The organism is Geomicrobium sp. JCM 19039 (assembly GCF_000698145.1).
Classification (GTDB): Bacteria; Bacillota; Bacilli; order Bacillales; family Marinococcaceae; genus Geomicrobium_A.
In genome coordinates, this window is the sequence record NZ_BAXB01000001.1 from 214,452 (window position 1) to 232,971 (window position 18,520).

An 18,520-nucleotide genomic window follows, 5' to 3' on the forward strand; every position below is an offset into this window, starting at 1 on the left:
ATTTATTTTTTTCCTCTGGCGTGGTCAGCTAAGCCGTGTTTTACCGCGAGGCGTATTGTCCAATACAGTAGATAAAATCCAATAATAGAGAATACGATGAGTGTGAGTAAATTTGAAATATGGAACATAGGAAACCCTCCTTTAGGTGGTAGCATATCGCAATGATAACAGAATTTACAGTTTGCGTGTCGCTAGTGAAGGGTACGTATACGTATACCTTCTAAGGAGAGTGATGATGAATGGATTTTAAGTACGAGCTGATGAAGTTTACGCGAGAGGGCAATGAACTCAAGCACGCATGGGAGAAGCTTTCAGACAATGAGCGACACATCATTCTGAAAGAGTATCCTTTTGAGCAGTCTGTGGAAGAATTGCTCAATGGCATCAATGAGTGGAACGAGTCATTGGATAAAAAAGCGACGTAAACGAAACAGCTGATAAGCAGATCGCTCTCCCCCCAGAAGTTTCCGTTCGTTGTGAACTTTTGGTGTGCTTTGCTTAGAAAAGTACTATAATCCGATGAAAAGCCGACCTAAAGAAATTTCCTTAGGTCGGCTTTCGTTAGTTCAATTTTTCAGTTCCAATATTCTACCAATTCTTGCCCTTGTATACGCAATGTGTCGTAGGCTTGTTCAGAGATCAAATCGTTTTCAAGTTGGTGAGTGAGTAGATGTTGAAATCCACCCATGTGACGCACAATCTTTTCACTGCTTTGTTGGCTTTCATAACGACTGATTGCGATTAAATGTAGCTGCAAAGCGCGAACGGTTTCTTCGTTTTCAAAAGCACCCTCGTCAGCAAATTGCTGAATGTGTGATTGTATGCTGCCCGAAGAGATGGTCCAAGAATTTTCATCTCCGACAAGTGGCAGCGTGATGTTGCTGGCGCCAGGTACGACGGTTAATCCTGTGCCTGCAGGGGGACGAAGTGTATACTCATGATCGCTCGCCATTATGATGACTCCAATTTGATGCCCGGCTTCAAATACGTGATCTTTCGGTTCTATTTCCCATTCAAATGTGTACGTTTCTCCCGGGACAATGGCCTCGGAATGTTGTACAGAGTTGCGGTTTTGAGGGTCCATCCAACCTCGTGAGATAATTTCAGCATTGGAGCCACTGTAATTAACGAGCAGTGCGGTGAGGTTCGCAACCGGTTGGTCAATACTTGCTTCTAGACTTATTTTTGGTGTTCCGCTTAAACGTACATCTTCACTAAGTGCAGGAGACAGATAAGATAAGCGATGGGGATTGCTCAATTGAGGATCTTCGACAAGTTGATTCGCCCGTATCGCTGGGTTATCTGTGAACATTTCATTCACCGCGTCAGCATTTGCGTCAACACGCAACGTCCCTCCATAACCTTCATTCAGAGAATTAAAGTGAAGCGTCTTTTCTTCCATCTCTACGGCTGGCCAATCCGCTTCTTGATTCCAACTACCGTCTTCACGTTGAACGTCTACCATCGGTTCATCCACAATCCCGTTCTCAATTCCATATAACCAGTAGTCAAACCACCTGTGCTCAGTTTCTTGCCACATAGAAACAGGAGCACCGCTATGGCCACCTTGGTGAAGCCACATCTTCCGGGTTATGTCGTGTTCTTTCAGTGCTTCCCACCACTGCGCAAATTGTGTTGTTTTCACATTCCAATCTGCAAGACCATGCACAACAAACACACTCGCTTCAATTTGATCAGCGTCTTTCACGTAGTCACGCTCAGCCCAGAACTCGTTATAATCGCCAGAAGCCCGGTCTTGTCCTTCAAATAGAGAAGAAATCATCCCTTCACAAACTTCCCGGTTATCACGGGTGAGTACTCCTTCAGCGAGGTTGTCTGTATCTTCTCCTTGAAACCCTCCAGGTGCGACAACAGCGCCGTTTGCTCGAAAGTAATCATACCAGCTGCTAATGGCAACGACGGGAATGATTGTTTTCAGTCCTTCTACACCGGTTGTAGCCACTCCGTTCGGGAGGGTACCGTTATACGATGCACCGGTCATACCGACATTGCCCGTTGACCAATCGGCACCGACTTCCTCACCTTCTTCATTAAAAGCTCTCGCTTCACCGTTTAGCCAATCAATAACGGCTTTTGTACCTAAGATTTCATTCATGTCACCGGTCGTTGGACACCCTGTAGAAAGCCCGGTTCCGATACTCTCACCTAAAATGACGCCATATCCGCGGGGGACGTAGTAGTTTCCTAGCCTGCCAAGGTTTTGGGTGGTAGCTTCATTTGCAAAAGGCACACCGGCAAGCGCTTCAACTGGAGTGAGATCAACGTCAACATCATGGAAGTTAATCGGATTAATTCCAGAACGGTATGGACTCATTTCGTAAATGACTGGAACTTCTACATCTGAATCAGTATTCGGGCGCATCACTTGAATCGATACACGATCTAATTCACCGTCCCCATCGGTATCAACTTCGGTTTCCACGTAGAGATGCTCAATAATCACATCATCTGTAGAGTAAATCGGGGCTGTCTTTTCGTTTTCTAGTTCGATTTTTGCTGAGTCCACAGTTTCTGGGATTGTTCCATTAAGGGGCAATGTCTGCTTCGTTTGTCCTTCGGCTGGTAGAACAGACGTACTGGCGATGAACGTCGTGATAAATAAGAGCGATTTGATCTTCGGTTTCAATGTACATGCCTCCTCTTTACATTTTAATAGATGTTTAAATATTTTGAATTATAACGTGATACACGCAAAAGCCTTTATGTAATCATACAGCGCCCGTATAGATGATCAATAGGTCTATACCACTTAGTAACAGCAAGGTTTTATACTCGTTTCAGTACGAGTGAGAAGAAATAAGGAGTGGGTGTGAGTATTTGGCAATTGAAAAGCCAGATATTCAGTAAGAAAAGTCGTAGTATGCCGATGGAGGAAGGAAAAGAAATTGCTTCTATATAAGCTGAACGAAAGAGTTTCTTCAAGAGCCAATGGGAAGCTTGGTAAAGTGGAAATTGTGCTCCAGTAACGACCGAACGGTTCTCAAGTTGGGGAAAATCGCAGGAAAAACGATAGATTCTCCTAAAACTAGAGAACAGAATGCGCTAACTCGGTAACAGATCACCGGGTCATGTGTACACCCGCCCCGACCCGAGTTCGATTTGGGTTCGGCCCTGCTGGGGCCGACAGTACTCGCTTATGGGCATTGAATGTGCCCTCCAGTTGGAACAAACTGCGCGCAAAATGGCACCTAGTACCGCACTCCCCTCCAACCAACAACAAACTGCGCAACTAGGAAAATGTTACGTTCATTCTATATAGATAGGTACGTATAAATTTACGCTAAAACATAAAATGCAGAGCCAATTGGCTCTGCATTTTATGTTTTAGGTTCATTTAAGAACTTCTCAGACGGTTTCACGTGGTCGTCAGTGACGTGAACTTCAATCATTTTATTGTCTTTCATAAACTTAAATACGCCGTTGTTAAAATCGGTTCCGACTTCTTTAAAGAAAATGCCTTCATAAGCACAAGCCATCGTGTGGTTAAAGCTTAGTTGGTATCCATTTCCGGATGTATTTTTCACGAGATACGCACGAACACCTTTTTCAAAGTGCTCTTCTGTATAGTTTTTCAAGCCCCGTGTAACAGCAATGATGTGAAGGTCAACGAAAGGTAGCTCTTTTAGTAAGACATTAATGAGCGATCCTTTTGTAATTTCCTCCCAGCGGCTTTTAGCGGTTTGCCCGATAAGCACTTGCGTAATATCTTTTTGTTTGGCGACTTCTGAAATTACTTTTGCAGCAGGCCGCTTTTCATTGTCTTTAATAATAAATTCTGTGGCATCGACTTCTTTAGATAATTCTTTCCAATAATCAAGATATTGGCTCTTTTCATGGTCAAGCTCATCTACAGGAGCCGCGTCAACCGTGAGAATGTAAAGCGGACATTGTAGTTTCGATGCAATTCTAGCCCCTCTTCGAATCAATCGTTCGCCGTTAGGGCCATGGTAAACACACACAAGCAGGCTTTCTTCCATCTTCGCTTGAATTTGTTGTTCCATATGTTCTTCACCTCTATACGAAATGGGGGCTTTCAAAGGCCGCACCATGAATTCATGCAACTAATAGCTTACTCCTGTTTGTTTTATGCTGTCAATTGTAGTTTCGTTCTTTTTTATATTTTTTTATTTGACTGGTGTAAATCAAGGATAAAAACACGAGTGTCTATAAAGTTTGGCATGAGTGAATGGGAATTATACATTCAGACATAAATGTTACAATTCATCAACAACCTCTTAAATAGGATGCTTCTGTCGTGCATTGAATATCAATCTGTTATATACTCAGTGAAGAATTAAATAGAACAGCAAGCCTTTTGTGCGATTCTTGAAGCGTATCTTTTGCATCGAAAAGTACTGTATGAGTATAATATGATCGTAAAAGAACGCAGTATGAGGAACGATACTCTGGTATCGCTCTTTTAATAAGACAGATGAATAACCCTGTTGTCCCGAACATCCATGTGAGAAAATTCAGTCTTTTTGACGAACGTAAACCCCCCCCATGTTTCACACCCCGTTTTATGAACCGTTCTTCGGTTCGATTTCCAACTTGTACAATGAACAATAAAGCATATTCGGTCAGCAAGCGAAAGCTTCGTAATAACTATACACACAATCGGGGAAGTTATAATGACTGTGTATGATGACCTGATTCGATATAAGCAAGAGGAGGCCATAATCTATTGTCCTGGGTACATGTAATGATCGTTTTACCACTATTATTTGCTGTATTCATTCCGTTTCTATATAAGGCATTTCCGAAGATACATACAGGTTGGTTTGTATTGGCGGTGCCTGTCGCTATCTTTGGCTATTTAGCCAGTTTTCTACCGATGGTAGCTAGTGGGCAAACGGCAATGTTGGAAGTGCCGTGGATCCCCTATTTTGATATTAACTTTGATGTTTACGTTGATGGTCTTGGATTAATTTTCGCATTAATTATTTCTGGAATTGGTGCTCTTGTCGTCGTTTATTCGATCTTTTACTTATCGAAAGCGAGAGAAGCTCTTCATAATTTCTATGTGTATTTAATGATGTTCATGGGTGCGATGCTCGGTGTCGTACTTTCAGATAACATGATTGTGTTGTATTTGTTCTGGGAGTTAACAAGCGTTTCGTCATTCTTACTTATTGCCTATTGGTACCAGCGTAAGCAATCACGTTTTGGTGCACAAAAGGCGATGCTCATTACAGTGTTTGGTGGCTTCTCAATGCTTGCAGCAATCTTAATGCTGCATAATATTGGAGGTACATTTAGCATTCAAGAACTCATCGCACAAGGCGATGTGGTGATGCAACATGAGTTGTTTCTACCAGCGATGCTGTTACTGCTCTTAGGTGCATTTACGAAGTCCGCACAGTTTCCGTTTCACATCTGGTTACCAGATGCAATGGAAGCACCGACGCCAATTAGTGCTTACTTGCACTCGGCTACGATGGTGAAAGCAGGAATTTATCTTGTTGCTCGTTACACACCGATCTTCGGTGGTACGCCTGAATGGTTCTGGATTGTGACAGGTGTCGGGCTATTCACCTTATTCTGGGGTTCGATTAATGCTGTGAAACAAAGAGATTTAAAGGCATTGCTTGCGTTTTCGACGATTAGTCAATTAGGGCTTATTATGTCTCTTCTTGGAATGGGTTCTGCAGCGCTGTACTTCGGTTCGGGAGATGATGCTGCTCAAATTCATCTCATCGCGATTTTAGCAGCCGTATTCCATCTCATTAACCACTCAACCTTTAAGGGAAGCTTGTTCATGGTTGTTGGGATTGTTGACCATGAAACAGGAACGAGAGATATGCGAAAACTTGGCGGCTTAATGTCGATTATGCCGGTGTCATTTACGCTCGCATTGATCGGAAGTTTAGCGATGGCTGGTTTGCCACCATTTAACGGATTCTTAAGTAAAGAAATGTTCTTTACTGGAACATTAAATGCTGCTCAATTAGACATCTTTAACGTTGGAACATATGGGGTAATGATTCCGATTGTCGCTTGGATTGCGAGTATCTTTACATTCGTGTACAGCATTGTCCTTGTCGCTAAGACGTTTTTCGGAAAGTACCAACCAGAACGGCTTGAAAAAGAAGCACATGAAGCGCCTCTCGGCATGCTTATTCCTCCGTCAATTCTTGGGTTCTTTGTGATTGCGATCTTCTTCTTCCCGAATGTGTTGTACGAATACGTGCTTCATCCGATGGTGAATTCCATTGCACCTTCAATCGGTCCATCACTTGATTATACGATTGAAGCATGGCATGGGTGGGACGCAATTGAACTGTGGATGACAGTAGCGGTCGTTGCCCTCGGTCTTATCCTGTTCTCTACGCTTAAAAAATGGATGTGGATGTAGAACAATATCCCGCAAAGCATGCATCTGAACAACTGGTTCAGTGGGGGTATTCGACGTATGGAGCGAGTGTCTCATAAGATTATTGATTTCCATATGACTGGATACATTCGTGATTATCTTGTCTACATCTTGATTACATTCTTAATTATCGTTGGTGGAAGCTTCTTTTTGACAAACAGTTTCTCAATGCAATCAGATATTGGGGAAGTGAACTTGTTTGAATATGCGCTTGCATTTGGTCTTATCGGTGCTGCAGCGCTCGTCGTGATTACACGTTCAAGGCTAACAGCCGTTGTCTCAGTAGGTGTGCTAGGGTACGTAATTGCGTTATTCTTTATTATCTTACGTGCACCCGATTTGGCGCTTACACAGTTAGCGATTGAGACCGTGTCTGTCGCGTTATACTTGCTTTGTTTCTATCATCTACCGAAGCTTCGATCTCGAGAAGAAGAGCAAGGAGAGAAGTTCCAACCGTTTAACTTCATCGTGGCGTTAGCAACAGGAACACTCATTACACTCATTATGCTCAGTGTGAATGATCATCGATTGTTCGAATCCATCTCGTGGTATTACGAAGATGCTTATGAACTTGCGGGTGCTGCGAACATGGTGAACGCTATCCTTGCAGATTTCCGAGCGTTTGATACGTATCTAGAGATTTTCGTATTAGCGATCGCCGCGCTTTGGTGTTTTTGCGCTCATACGATTACGCTTGAATAGGAGGGGTCGCGATGAAAGCCAATGATGTGATATTGCAGACGGTTACGAAAGTCGTATCGTTTATCATCTTGTCATTTGCAGCCTATTTGTTTTTTGCCGGACATCACGATCCAGGCGGTGGGTTTATTGGCGGTCTTGTGACCGCCTCAGCTCTCGTCTTGCTATTTTTAGCTTTTGATATTCGCACGATAAGTAACGGAATTCCGATTAACTATCGACTGTTAGTCGGTATCGGACTGGCTGTTTCAACCGTTACTGCGGTAGGGTCCATCGTATTAGGGTTCCCGTTTTTGAGCCATACATTTGAGTATGTTGATTTCCCGCTATTCGGTGAGATTGAATTAGCGACCTCCGTCCTATTTGAATTAGGCGTTGTGCTGACGGTAGTTGGGGGAACTCTGACAATCATTCTAAGTATTAGTGAGGATGTTTAATTATGGAAATACTTGTATCCATTCTAGTCGGCATTCTCTTTACTGCAGGTCTTTATTTAGTCATGGCAAGAAGCTTACTAAGAATTGTTTTAGGTACGGCAATTATTGGTCATGGAGCACTGCTGTTGATGTTAACAACACCTGGACTGCAGCAAGGAGAACCGCCAATCACAGGTGGGGACGCCGTCAGTTTTAGTGACCCGCTACCTCAGGCACTAATACTCACCGCAATCGTGATTAACTTTGCGACGATGGGTTTCTTCCTCGTTCTTGCATACCGGTCATATAAAGAACTTGGCACGGACGATATGGATAAATTAAGGGGTACTGAAGATGACTAACATCATAATCTTATTATTAATCATTCCTCTTATAACCGGTCTGGTTTTAATCTTCTTTAGAAATCATTTGCGATTGCAGCGATGGACCAGTCTTATCAGTCTTATTATTAACGGGATTGTCGCCGTTGTTGTCATACAACACGTTCATATTCAAGGCACACAAACGTTGAACCTCGGTGGTTGGGAGCCGCCATTTGGGATTGTCATTGTGGCTGATATGTTGGCGATGCTGCTCGTGTTAGCGACGATTATCGTGGCCATCACCTGTTTGTTGTACGCGTTTAAAACCATTGGGGAAGAGAGGGAACGCTTTTACTTTTATACGTTCTTTCATTTTATGCTTGTCGGTGTTATGGGATCATTCTTAACCGGCGACTTGTTCAACTTGTTCGTATTCTTCGAAGTGATGCTCCTATCTTCTTACGTACTGATCTCTCTAGGGGGAGGGAAAAGGCAGCTTCGAGAGTCGATTAAATATGTACTCGTTAACATCGTGTCTTCAATGTTCTTCCTTGTAGCCATCGGTTACTTATACGGAATTACAGGAACGTTGAACTTTGCACATATGTCGATGCGCATTGCAGAGGCAGGACAAGATGGTCTCATTACAACGGTGGCGATTTTCTTAATGCTCGTCTTTGCACTTAAGGCAGCATTGCTCATGTATTTCTGGTTACCTGGGCCGTACGGAGCACCACCGATGGCAATTTCAGCACTGTTTGCCGCTCTTTTAACGAAAGTAGGAATCTATGCGATCTTTAGGATGTTTTCCCTTGTGTTTTATCACCAAGAGGGAATGACACACCAGATTCTTGCGTGGCTTGGAATTATAACGATGATTCTCGGTGCAATAGGTGCCGCTGCACATTGGAGCTTACGAAAGATTCTCGCGTATAACGTCGTTGTTGCGGTTGGTTTTATGATCGCTGGTTTTGCCATCTTTACAACAACGTCAATGGCAGGATCTGTTTTCTATATTGTGCATGACATGCTCGTTAAAGCGCTGCTCTTTATTCTCGGTGGAATCATGATTGGATTGACGGGCACAGACAAATTAAGAGAAATGAGCGGGATGATTCGAAATCACGCTGCGTTGGGGTGGATGTTCTTTATTGCGGCACTTGCACTTGCAGGTGTTCCACCGCTCAGTGGCTTTATGGGTAAACTGTTAGTGTTGCATGAGGCTATTGGTGAAGGCTTTTATGTCATTGCGGCCGTCGGTTTGATTACGAGTTTGATGGTTCTCTACTCTGTCGTGAAGATATTCATTAACGGCTTCTGGGGTGAAAACCAATTAAGTGTTGAAGATGAGAAGATGTCAACAAAAGGAACGCTTTTGCCTTGTGCGATTTTGACCGTCTTAGTTATTGGTATGGGTGTAGGTGCAGAGTTTGTCAGTCCATATATCATGCAAGCAGCAGAAGTGATGAGCAATCCTTCACTATATATTGATGCAGTGATGCAGATTACGGAGTAAAAGAGGTGAGAGAATGCCGATTCAGTTATTAGTTAACATTTTTATTGCTGTTCTATGGATGTTTTTGCAAAATGATTGGAGCATCAGCACGTTTACGTTAGGGTATATTCTCGGCCTCTTGTTAATCTTCCTCATGCGAAGGTTTTTCAACGCTCCTTTCTATCTGAAACGTGTCGGTGCATTAGTGTCCTTGTTAATCTTATTTGTACGAGAGTTGATTTCTTCGAGTATTCTCATTACAAAACAGATTATGAGTCCGAAACTAACAATTAAACCAGGGATATTCACGATGGAAACATCACTGGAGACAGATTTTGAAATTACGCTTTTAGCATTGCTATTAATGCTCACACCGGGCTCTGTTGTTGTTGAGCTTTCTGAAGATGGTAAGACATTCTACATGCATGCAATGGACATTCCGGATTCGAGTGACATGGTACTGCGCTCAAAAGATCAATTTGAAAAAGCGATTAAGGGGGTAACAAGAGATGTTTGATGTTGTACTTCTCATTTCGCTATTGCTTCTTACCCTTTCTATACTCGTTGGATTGTACCGAGTCATTAAAGGTCCATCGATGCCAGACCGCGTCTATGCTCTGGACTTAATTGGGATTAATATGATTGCACTGATTGCCGTCTTTTCCATTTATATGAGGTCGACCGCTTATCTCGAAGCGGTTCTCTTACTAGGGATCTTAGCATTTATTGGTACAGTCGCCTTTGCCAAATACATTGAGAGAGGTGTCGCCATTGAACGTAACGACGATTGAAGTGATTGTTAGTGTGTTGGTATTGTTCGGTGTCATCCTCGCCTTGATTAGTGCATTTGGTCTCGTACGATTGCCAGACGTCTATACGAGGTCCCACGCTGCGACCAAAAGTGCTACACTCGGCGTACTCGTCACGTTGACAGGTGCCTTTATGTTTTTTGGTCTTGAAGAAGGATTTTTTAGCATTCGTCTCGTGCTTGGAATTGTATTCGTCTTCTTGACCGCACCTGTTGCAGGTCATCTTGTCTGCAGAGCAGCTTATCGAAGTGGTGTCCCACTAGATAAGAGGACGGTTCAAGACGATTTAGAGCCAATTCTCGGGACGCAAGAAGAGCGACAAGCTGAGAACAAAGAACGACATCGTCGCCCGCATTCATAAACACGAAGACCTGCGCCTTAGACGAAAGGTGCAGGTCTTTGTTGTTGATTTGTAAACAATTCCTTCTTTTGTGTAAAAGTTCCTTCTCGTGTCTTGTCGATATATGAGATTTTGCTACGATAGAAGTAATCTTATAGGAGGTGGGAGAACGAATGAAAAAGAATATTGTAGCCTTCGGTCTAGGGGCTTCATTGCTTTGTCTACCCGCAGTGACAGATGCAGCAGATGTTTCTCGAGGGGAATTCTTGAAGAGTATGATGACGAGTTTAAATGTTGAGGTTCATCATTATGATACAGAGTCTCTTCCGTTTGAAGATGTGAATGATGAGTATAAACCTTATGTAGCGGCTGCTTTAGAGCTAGGAATCACAACCGGGAGAACGGAGACAACATTTGGGACAGATGACCCGGTTACCCGTGCGCATGCTTCATTATTTCTCACACGAGCGATGAATTTGCAAACAGATAATTTAGATGCAATCGAACGACTTACTGACATTCATGAGAACAGTTGGGGTGTTGAGGCAATAGCGGCGACCGCAGCGTATGGCATTATGACGGGATATTCAGACGGCTCCATACGACCGGCACAAACGATTTATCCTCACCAAGTCGAGTCCATTCTAAATCGGGTTGACGAGCAGTTTGATCGTTATTCGATTGTCCATACGAATGATATACACGGACGTGTCGTAGAGGAGCTTGACGAAGATGTGATGGGCTTACCACGTGTTCACACGATCTACAATCACATTAAAGAGACGAGCGAAGGTACGCTCCTCTTAGATGCAGGAGACACGTTCCACGGTACGAACAATGTCCATTTCACCGAAGGACAAGCAATGGTTGATCTGATGAATCACATTGGTTTTGATGCGATGGCTGCAGGCAACCATGAATTTAACTATGGATATGAGCGGTTAGTTGAACTAAGTGATCAAGCGAATTTTGACGTGTTAGCAAGCAACGTCATTGTTGAGGAAACGGGAGATCCTCTGCTTGAGAGAAACACCATTCTAGAGCTAGGAGATAAAACAGTAGGCGTTATCGGGATTGTAACAGAAGATACACCAATTCGTACGCACCCGAGTAATGTGGAAGGCTTAGCATTTTATGATGATGTCGAGATTGCCAAACGTGAAGTTGAAGCCATGCAAGATGATGTGGACCACGTCATTCTACTTACACACTCCGGTCACGCTGTTGAACAAACGATGGCTGAAGAGATTGAAGGCGTAGACCTAGTCATTGGGGGTCATAGTCACACAGCGGTTGAACGTCCGTTTTATGAATCGGGAACGTTCGTCGCCCAAGCGCATGAGCATACGAAAGCCGTAGGCGTTGTAAATATGTTTTATTACGAGGGAGAATTGGCGTCAATGAACGGGCAGCTCATCCGTGATGATGGCTCTAGGTTTGAAAACCATCCTGACACCGAAGATAAAGTTCGAGCGTCGTCTCTGAAGTGGAGGAAGCTCTCGGTGAAGTGGTTGGGCAGACGAGTGAGCGTCTCGTTGGCGACCGTGAAGTTGTCCGCTCAGCCGAATCCAATCTTGGTAACTTAATTACCGATGCGATGCGTGAGCGCACTGGCGCTGACATTGCTTTTATGAATGGTGGGGGAATTCGTGACAGTATTGATACAGGCGAAGTGACGATGCATGACGTTGTGAATGCATTCCCATTTATTAATCTTGTTGAAGCCCAAAAGATGACAGGCGACGTCATTGCTCAGGCACTTGAAGAATCTGTCAGCCTATATCCTGAGAGCAATGGTGGTTTCTTACATGTCTCGGGAATGAGCTTTACGTATGACCCGAATGCTGAACCGTACAACCGCGTGCAAGACGTTATGATTGGTGATGAACCATTGGACGCCGAAGCCGAGTATGTCGTGGGGACAAATGACTTTCTAGCAGCTGGAGGCGACGGTTATTCTATGTTTAGCGATCAGGAAGTCGTTTTGTCAACAGGTGAGCTGTTAAGTGAAATCTTGATTGACTACTTTCAGTCTGGTGCAACAATTCCAAGCGTTGAAGATCGCATCACACAAGTAGAATCATAAACGTACAACCCAATCACCACACCAAAATCTATTGAGATTTTGGTGTGGCTTTTCAGTACATATGTGGTTCGTACGATAAGGGGGGAATGTGTTGTCGCGTTGGCATCGGCATCTAGGGATCTATGGAGTTTGCTACGATCACAATAAACTACTCGTCATTCACAAAATTAAAGGTCCGTATAAAGACATGTTTGATTTGCCAGGCGGGTCTATAAATGAGTACGAAACGTTGAGGCAAGCTTTGAAAAGGGAATTTCTTGAAGAAACAGGTCAAAACATTTTGATCAATCATCAAATTGGCACGTTTGATTTTTTAGTTGATTATCGTTATAAACAGACAGACCTGACGCATCATATCGCCATTTTCGTCGATGTCTCAATTGAACATTGGACTACGCCTGAAATAGAAGCTCAGCTCAAAGGTCAAGCGGTGACGACAAATGATTCGAGTGGTGTTGAATGGATCGGGTTAGAGGAGATGACGGAGTTGAACAGTTCACCGCTCGTAAGAAAGGCTGCTGCATACATCTTAAATGGAAATGTGCCATTATAACGAATGTAAAAGGCTGCCTTCGTATTGAAGAGGCAGCCCAATGCATGAATGTGTATTAGAAATTCTTTTTGAACCATGCAGAAGCTTCGTTTACTTCAGTTTGAGTTAATTGGTGACCGCCTGGTTCCCAATGAAGGTGTACATCAGCATCTGCACCTTTGAGCAAGTTTGTTAGTTCTTCCGTTTCTTCAGGACGACAAATTGGATCATGTTCTCCAGCACCAATAAAGATCGGAGTGTTAGCTAAGTTTGGAAGATCAATGCCACGCCTTGGGACCATCGGGTGATGAAGCACTGCCCCTTTAAGTGCGTGTTCAAAATGGAAAAGCAAGCTAGCGGCAATGTTTGCCCCGTTAGAATATCCAACGGCAACGATGTTGTTGCGATCAAATCCGTACTGTTCTGCACTTTGGTCGAGAAATTCTGCTAACTCTTTCGTGCGAAAAATCAAGTCCTCTTCATCAAATACACCTTCTCTTAAGCGACGGAAGAAACGTGGCATACCATTTTCAGAAACGTTTCCTCTTACACTGAGTACAGAAGATCCAGGTGAAATTAATTGGCTGAGTGGAAGTAAGTCTTGCTCATCTCCACCCGTCCCGTGCAAAAGTAGCAGAACAGGTTTTTGGCTGTCGGTACCTTTTTGAAAAATGTGTTTCATAATGTTTCACTCCTTATGCCAAGTAGTATTCAATGGCAGTAGTTTGGCTTCAATTTGGTCTCGTTTATTCTCCAGAAATGGAGGTAATGAAAGAGATTCACCCAATCGATGTTCCGCTTCGTCTATCAGAAAACCAGGTTCATCGGTGGCAATCTCAAACAGAATGCCATTTGGGTCTCTTACATACAACGATTGAAAGTAATAGCGATCAACAAAACCAGAGTTAGGTATACCTAACTCATTCACATTGTCGACCCAGTTTAGAAGTTCTTCACGATTTTTTACACGAAAAGCAACATGGTGAACACCACCTCGACCGGGACGTTGAAAATGAAGTGCCGGGTCACGTATGACGTGCACCTCGTCGGTCGTCTGTTCGCTAGACATAGCGAGTCGATACAATGTTTTCTTTTCATCTACTGTTTCTTCGTGTACGACATGCATGCCAAATACCGTTGTGAGTAACTTTAGGGTTGGCTTTTCATTTCGCACACTAATCTCAATAGGACCCAACCCGTGAATCGCTTTTGATTCAGGACGGGAGAGTGCTGCCAAGGTGAACCATCTGGCGAGGGGGTGTCCGGATCATTCGAGACGATCCTCAATCGTTGCCCTTCGAAGTCTTGAAAAGGAAGGACGAGTTTTCCGGCCCAGCGACTGATTACTCCGTGTTCAATGTTTTTGTCGAGAAAGCGTTCTTTCCAATACTGCAACGCCTGTTCATTGGCCACTCGAAATGAAGTGCTTGAAATGCTACCTGACCCGTGTTTGTTCACTTCAGCTTCTGGCATTTCAAAGAACGTGATCTTTGATCCTGGGGTTCCAGTTTGATCACCATAAAACAAATGATATACGCCTAGGTCGTCTTGATTAACAGATTTTTTCACGAGTCTTAAGCCTAGAATTTTCGTGTAAAAGTCATAATTTGCGCTTGCATGGGCGGTGATGGCGGACACGTGATGAATGCCACGTAAGTGCAAGTTAATTCTCTCCTTGTTTATGAAGTATATTGAGCAGTCGAAGCAGTTCTTTTTGATCAGCCGTATCAAGCTCAGCAAATTGGTCAATTTGAAACTGTTCTTGCTGCGGAACAACTTCCTCGTAGAAGGTGGTTCCTTCGTCTGTTAAAGACAAGTATTTGGTTTTCCAATCTTGCTGCCTCATAATCAGGCCACGTTCTTCCATCTTTTTAACGAGGTGTGTAATGTTCCCTTTTGTAACGAGTAGCTTTTCAGCTAAATGTTGCTGAGTTACGGGCTGATGGGCGCCTACTTGTACGAGTAGATCAAATTGCGCGGTCGTTAACTGCCACTGTTCAAGGTGTTTATTGGAGGCTTTAATGCTTTGATTGTAGAAACGAGCCAACCTAAACCATAATAATATGGCGAGTCGGCGGTCATGTGTCGATGTGTGGTCCATAGAATGACCTCCTTATTTATCAGTATAAAGATAAACTGATAAAACCACAAACGATATGCTTGGGATATGATGAAACATTTGGTACTCATTGAGGGATATTCCGAGGCAGACGGAGAATAACTCTTGCTGTGAAAGCAAAAGTACTACATCGTCGTTAATGTTCATGATTAAAGTGACAAACGATATGGGGAAGAGAGGATTACTCTTGCATCGACAGTAATTCAAATTGTAAAACGATCGATGGTGAATAAAAAGAAATGCACGGAATGCGCTCATCGAGAATGCCCACGTGTAAAAAGATGTGCCAATCGTAATCGTTATAGAGGGCAAGGGCAGTCACTATCATCGCCTCCTTTATGCGAGAATCATCACCTCTAAAGCGGTATTTAAAGTTGATATCAAACTTATAATTCAGACTACAAGTGCAACATTGGAGGCCAAAAATCGGCCCCCGTGTTTTCAATGCACTCCAGAGCATAAGTGCAACATCGGTGGCCCCAAAAGACGTCCACCGTGTTTTCTTTATACTCCAGAACACAAGGGCGACAAGATTCACGTTTCTGCCTCTTGGCTACGGTGTGTGGAAAGAAGTCCAAATGCCCCATATATTCATTAATGTGACACTTGAGAAAGAAAAATCATCATTTTAAACGTGAATGCGCACATAAACGGTGCCAACTGTCACAAATATTGCGATTTGTGACAGTTGCGTGCCGAAAGTGCCAGGTTTGAGGGCTGGATTGTCACATACGTGACCGGCCATCACACGCTTGTGCCAGGTGGTGACCCTAGGTCACGACTTTTTACCCTTCGGCAAACGTTTTTCGTGTTGTCCGCAACCCTTACAGTGACGAACAACGATCGGCAAACAGATGAATTTCAACACCCAATATGCAAGCATTCACTCGCAAAGACCGATCTCAGTCATCGGATTCAGTGAATTTCTTTCGTTCAACTTATTTAGAAAACCCGAGCAGAGGCTCGGGTTTTCTAGTTTTTCAAATGTTTCTTAATTCGTTTCGTTTCTTTTTTAAACCAGTCAGTGTCTCGTTCATCAATCGTTCGGTGACCATAGCGGGCACCTTCGTACACATCAACGTACGATGTTAAATCAAAGTCAGTGAGATTTTTCGTCACAATGAGCAACCATTGATGAATGGTTTGCCTAGGGTCTCTTGGCACCTCTTTTTTCTTAGCGTACTGTTCCAATTTCTCGACTTCTTTTCGAATAAGCTGTTGTTTGTCTGGAGCGGAATAAAGGTTTTTAAATCGATTTGTTAATGTTTTTTGCAGTCCAGATGAAGCATTTTGGACGAGGTGGTTGTTTTGTGCGTAATCTTCATTTCCGCGGATCACTTTTCGTATGAAGATGACAGCCAACACGATACAAACGAGAAACGTGAGTGTCGCAAAGATCCAAGTGATGTCAAACAGTTCAGTTGGAACGTACGTTTCCTGTTCTTCAAGAGAACCTGCGCCCATCTCGATTTCTGCTTCAAGGGGAGGTTCCACATCTTCTGGAGCGATTAACGCAAACAGCATTCCAAATAGTTGGAAAATGGGTGTGACGATGAACGTTAGTAACGTGAGTAAACCTTCAATGATCATTGCTACCATTCGTTCAATAATGGATAAATTGAAATAGATGACCGTTAAAATGAGCAATAAAGCTCCAATGAGTCCACCTTGCCATGCAATGAGCGTTTGGTTACTTTTGCCGTTATTTGTACTCATAAAAGATAACGTTAAATACGTGATTGCGGTGATTGTCATACTCGCTAAGTAAAAAAACAACTCCGTTACTGGAAGTGTTGCCCCGAAACTTTGGAGAAAAGCGACGACCATCACGTTCATCCCGATTAAAACAAGGAATCTCCCAACGAGTCGCTCAAATACCGAAAACGGTTGATGAGAAATAATTCGATACATCACGAGCAATTGAATGAGAAGTACTGGAATGAGTATGATTTGATACACACCCCACCCAACGACAAATAGGAGAAGTAAAGCCCCAATAATGAAAAGTCTTTGCTTTTTTTTTGGCGTTTCTACAGCCCATACGAGAACGAATGAGCAAGTGAACACGAACAAAACGAGTTGGAGCAATGGAAAGCTCGGTGAAATGAGTGCATAGATCACATAGAATAATCCGAGTAATAGATTCACTTCAATTCCAGTGTAGAAACCGAACATAATCTTACGAGCCATGATCTCTCCCCCCTTGTTCGAGTGGCGTATACGGGGATAAATAAGCGGTTTCTTCGTGCAGGTGCAAAATGCTCAGCGGTTGACCGTTTCTATGCAAGTGATGAAGCATCTCATCAACCTCTTGGGTGCGCTCTCCAGCATGAATCCAATGAACGGGATGTTCCCGCTGATAGATGAGATGTGAAAGCAATTTCGTATAGGACGTTGTAAGTGTACGTCCCTTCGTTACAGAAGCCAACTGTTCGAGTAAATAGAGCAGCTGTTCATTACCCGTTCCTGCTTGCGTGTGCATGAACCGAAAACTGCCAAATGTCATTCGGTTCATGGCAAGTCCAAAAGCCATGTCCTCTCCTAATACTTCGTTCGCAATAAATGCGCTATGCTCTACGAGGGCATCTAAATCTTTAGAAAGTCCATAGTCGGAAGTGATGTTAACGGTGAGAAGTACACTTTGATCTGTAATCGTTTCATATTGTTTCGTTTGAAGCTTTTGCATTTTTGCACTCGCTTTCCAATGAATATCTTTGAAATCATCCCCAAATTGATAATCGCGAACGCTAACGGGCAACATGCGATCTTGAAACAATGCAAAAGGTTTAGGAAAGTCTCCTTCAAATTGGGTGAGTGGCTTTTCCGTTTCAGCAACAGGGAGAAGCTTCGGAAAAACAAGTGCTTCTTGCTTGAGCGTATGGTAATAGCGAAGTTCCACATGCCCAAATCCTGCCCAGTTCGGAATGTCAATGCGAATTGAACGAATGCGACCGATCCCCCGTTCAAAAGCAACAAAAGGAATATGGATTGTTTTTTCAGAGCGGTATCCTAACGTGATCCGAGTCCGAACCTCATGAATGCCTTCGCCAGAACTCGTTGTCTTCTCAACATCAATCGGATTGACATTGTTATCGAATTGAATGATGAGTGTTGCTTGGTAAATGGGCAGACCGTCATTGCGAATCGTAAATTCAAATGCACCTTCATGGTCGATATGATACCGCCTTTTGTTTCCAGTCTCGGTGAGTGCAATTTGCGTACCAAGGCGGTTGAGTATTACGTTTGAGACACCTACCCATAACACGCCAAAAACGGAAAGCAATAACCATAAGGCTTCGCTTGAATT

At 43.4% G+C, this 18,520-nt stretch carries 20 protein-coding genes and 2 pseudogenes; 11 read left to right on the plus strand and 11 right to left on the minus strand.

Going from position 1 to position 18,520, the window contains the following annotated elements; translation table 11 throughout:
* Nucleotides 1-2 precede the first annotated feature (2 nt).
* The gene (locus JCM19039_RS26185) at nt 3-128 is read right to left on the minus strand and encodes a hypothetical protein (protein ID WP_255343602.1); all 126 of its coding nucleotides are present in this window, start codon (nt 126-128) and stop codon (nt 3-5) included.
* Nucleotides 129-239: 111 nt separating this feature from the next.
* Here JCM19039_RS26185 and JCM19039_RS01105 point away from each other — a divergent pair, with 111 nt between their 5' ends.
* Nucleotides 240-425 carry a hypothetical protein gene (locus JCM19039_RS01105; RefSeq protein WP_042423030.1) on the plus strand — a complete coding sequence of 62 codons (186 nt, stop codon included), beginning with the start codon at nt 240-242 and terminating at the stop codon, nt 423-425.
* A gap of 149 nt (nt 426-574) precedes the next feature.
* On the opposite strand, the gene JCM19039_RS27655 is transcribed toward JCM19039_RS01105, so the two are convergent.
* The 3 genes and pseudogenes from JCM19039_RS27655 to JCM19039_RS01115 all read right to left on the minus strand — a co-directional run bounded on the left by JCM19039_RS27655 (nt 575) and on the right by JCM19039_RS01115 (nt 4,022).
* Complete coding sequence (locus tag JCM19039_RS27655) at nt 575-877, minus strand: hypothetical protein (RefSeq protein ID WP_373974797.1); 303 nt, start codon at nt 875-877, stop codon at nt 575-577.
* A pseudogene (locus JCM19039_RS01110) lies at nt 857-2,647 on the minus strand (Xaa-Pro dipeptidyl-peptidase); the annotation flags it as partial. The pseudogene JCM19039_RS01110 and the gene JCM19039_RS27655, both read right to left, overlap by 21 nt.
* Before the next feature lie 691 nt (nt 2,648-3,338).
* On the minus strand, nt 3,339-4,022 hold the full coding sequence (locus tag JCM19039_RS01115; RefSeq protein WP_042423452.1) for a universal stress protein: 684 nt from the start codon (nt 4,020-4,022) through the stop codon (nt 3,339-3,341).
* A 683-nt stretch (nt 4,023-4,705) separates the two neighbouring features.
* On the opposite strand from JCM19039_RS01115, the pseudogene JCM19039_RS01120 reads away from it, so the two are divergent.
* The 10 genes and pseudogenes from JCM19039_RS01120 to JCM19039_RS01160 all read left to right on the plus strand — a co-directional run bounded on the left by JCM19039_RS01120 (nt 4,706) and on the right by JCM19039_RS01160 (nt 13,115).
* Nucleotides 4,706-7,121, plus strand: a pseudogene (locus JCM19039_RS01120) (Na+/H+ antiporter subunit A).
* Nucleotides 7,108-7,530: a Na(+)/H(+) antiporter subunit B gene (locus tag JCM19039_RS01125; RefSeq protein ID WP_042423033.1), complete on the plus strand. Its 423-nt coding sequence runs from the start codon at nt 7,108-7,110 to the stop codon at nt 7,528-7,530. The pseudogene JCM19039_RS01120 and the gene JCM19039_RS01125 overlap by 14 nt, the downstream one beginning before the upstream one ends.
* A gap of 2 nt (nt 7,531-7,532) precedes the next feature.
* The gene (locus JCM19039_RS01130; protein ID WP_042398291.1) at nt 7,533-7,871 is read left to right on the plus strand and encodes a Na(+)/H(+) antiporter subunit C; all 339 of its coding nucleotides are present in this window, start codon (nt 7,533-7,535) and stop codon (nt 7,869-7,871) included.
* Nucleotides 7,864-9,348 carry a Na+/H+ antiporter subunit D gene (locus JCM19039_RS01135; RefSeq protein WP_042423036.1) on the plus strand — a complete coding sequence of 495 codons (1,485 nt, stop codon included), beginning with the start codon at nt 7,864-7,866 and terminating at the stop codon, nt 9,346-9,348. The genes JCM19039_RS01130 and JCM19039_RS01135 overlap by 8 nt, the downstream gene beginning before the upstream one ends.
* Before the next feature lie 13 nt (nt 9,349-9,361).
* Entirely contained in the window at nt 9,362-9,844 is a 483-nt protein-coding gene (locus JCM19039_RS01140) for a Na+/H+ antiporter subunit E (RefSeq protein ID WP_042423039.1), read from the plus strand.
* Nucleotides 9,837-10,118, plus strand: coding sequence for a Na(+)/H(+) antiporter subunit F1 (locus tag JCM19039_RS01145; RefSeq protein WP_042398294.1), 282 nt, complete (start codon nt 9,837-9,839; stop codon nt 10,116-10,118). The genes JCM19039_RS01140 and JCM19039_RS01145 overlap by 8 nt, the downstream gene beginning before the upstream one ends.
* Nucleotides 10,099-10,497: a Na+/H+ antiporter subunit G gene (locus JCM19039_RS01150; protein WP_042423041.1), complete on the plus strand. Its 399-nt coding sequence runs from the start codon at nt 10,099-10,101 to the stop codon at nt 10,495-10,497. Before JCM19039_RS01145 ends, JCM19039_RS01150 begins: the two co-directional genes overlap by 20 nt.
* A gap of 152 nt (nt 10,498-10,649) precedes the next feature.
* Nucleotides 10,650-12,062 carry an S-layer homology domain-containing protein gene (locus tag JCM19039_RS21295; RefSeq protein ID WP_052398399.1) on the plus strand — a complete coding sequence of 471 codons (1,413 nt, stop codon included), beginning with the start codon at nt 10,650-10,652 and terminating at the stop codon, nt 12,060-12,062.
* A complete protein-coding gene (locus JCM19039_RS21300) occupies nt 11,984-12,562 on the plus strand; it encodes a bifunctional UDP-sugar hydrolase/5'-nucleotidase (RefSeq protein ID WP_052398400.1) in 579 nt (192 codons plus the stop codon). Before JCM19039_RS21295 ends, JCM19039_RS21300 begins: the two co-directional genes overlap by 79 nt.
* A 91-nt stretch (nt 12,563-12,653) precedes the next feature.
* Nucleotides 12,654-13,115, plus strand: a complete 462-nt coding sequence (locus JCM19039_RS01160; RefSeq protein WP_193744109.1) for an NUDIX hydrolase — start codon at nt 12,654-12,656, stop codon at nt 13,113-13,115.
* 55 nt (nt 13,116-13,170) lie between these two features.
* Here the strand turns inward: JCM19039_RS01160 and JCM19039_RS01165 are convergent, their stop codons facing one another.
* The 7 genes from JCM19039_RS01165 to JCM19039_RS01190 all read right to left on the minus strand — a co-directional run bounded on the left by JCM19039_RS01165 (nt 13,171) and on the right by JCM19039_RS01190 (nt 18,496).
* The gene (locus JCM19039_RS01165) at nt 13,171-13,776 is read right to left on the minus strand and encodes an alpha/beta hydrolase (RefSeq protein ID WP_042423047.1); all 606 of its coding nucleotides are present in this window, start codon (nt 13,774-13,776) and stop codon (nt 13,171-13,173) included.
* Nucleotides 13,777-13,782: 6 nt separating this feature from the next.
* Entirely contained in the window at nt 13,783-14,220 is a 438-nt protein-coding gene (locus JCM19039_RS26995; protein ID WP_373974721.1) for a VOC family protein, read from the minus strand.
* Nucleotides 14,221-14,243: 23 nt separating this feature from the next.
* Entirely contained in the window at nt 14,244-14,756 is a 513-nt protein-coding gene (locus JCM19039_RS27000; RefSeq protein WP_307190114.1) for a VOC family protein, read from the minus strand.
* 1 nt (nt 14,757) lies between these two features.
* Nucleotides 14,758-15,195: a MarR family winged helix-turn-helix transcriptional regulator gene (locus tag JCM19039_RS01175; protein ID WP_042423050.1), complete on the minus strand. Its 438-nt coding sequence runs from the start codon at nt 15,193-15,195 to the stop codon at nt 14,758-14,760.
* Between the two features lie 199 nt (nt 15,196-15,394).
* Complete coding sequence (locus tag JCM19039_RS24135) at nt 15,395-15,535, minus strand: hypothetical protein (protein WP_193744110.1); 141 nt, start codon at nt 15,533-15,535, stop codon at nt 15,395-15,397.
* 650 nt (nt 15,536-16,185) lie between these two features.
* The gene (locus JCM19039_RS01185) at nt 16,186-17,403 is read right to left on the minus strand and encodes a hypothetical protein (protein WP_042423056.1); all 1,218 of its coding nucleotides are present in this window, start codon (nt 17,401-17,403) and stop codon (nt 16,186-16,188) included.
* A complete protein-coding gene (locus tag JCM19039_RS01190) occupies nt 17,393-18,496 on the minus strand; it encodes a DUF58 domain-containing protein (protein ID WP_042423059.1) in 1,104 nt (367 codons plus the stop codon). The genes JCM19039_RS01185 and JCM19039_RS01190 overlap by 11 nt, the downstream gene beginning before the upstream one ends.
* Between the last annotated feature and the right edge of the window lie 24 nt (nt 18,497-18,520).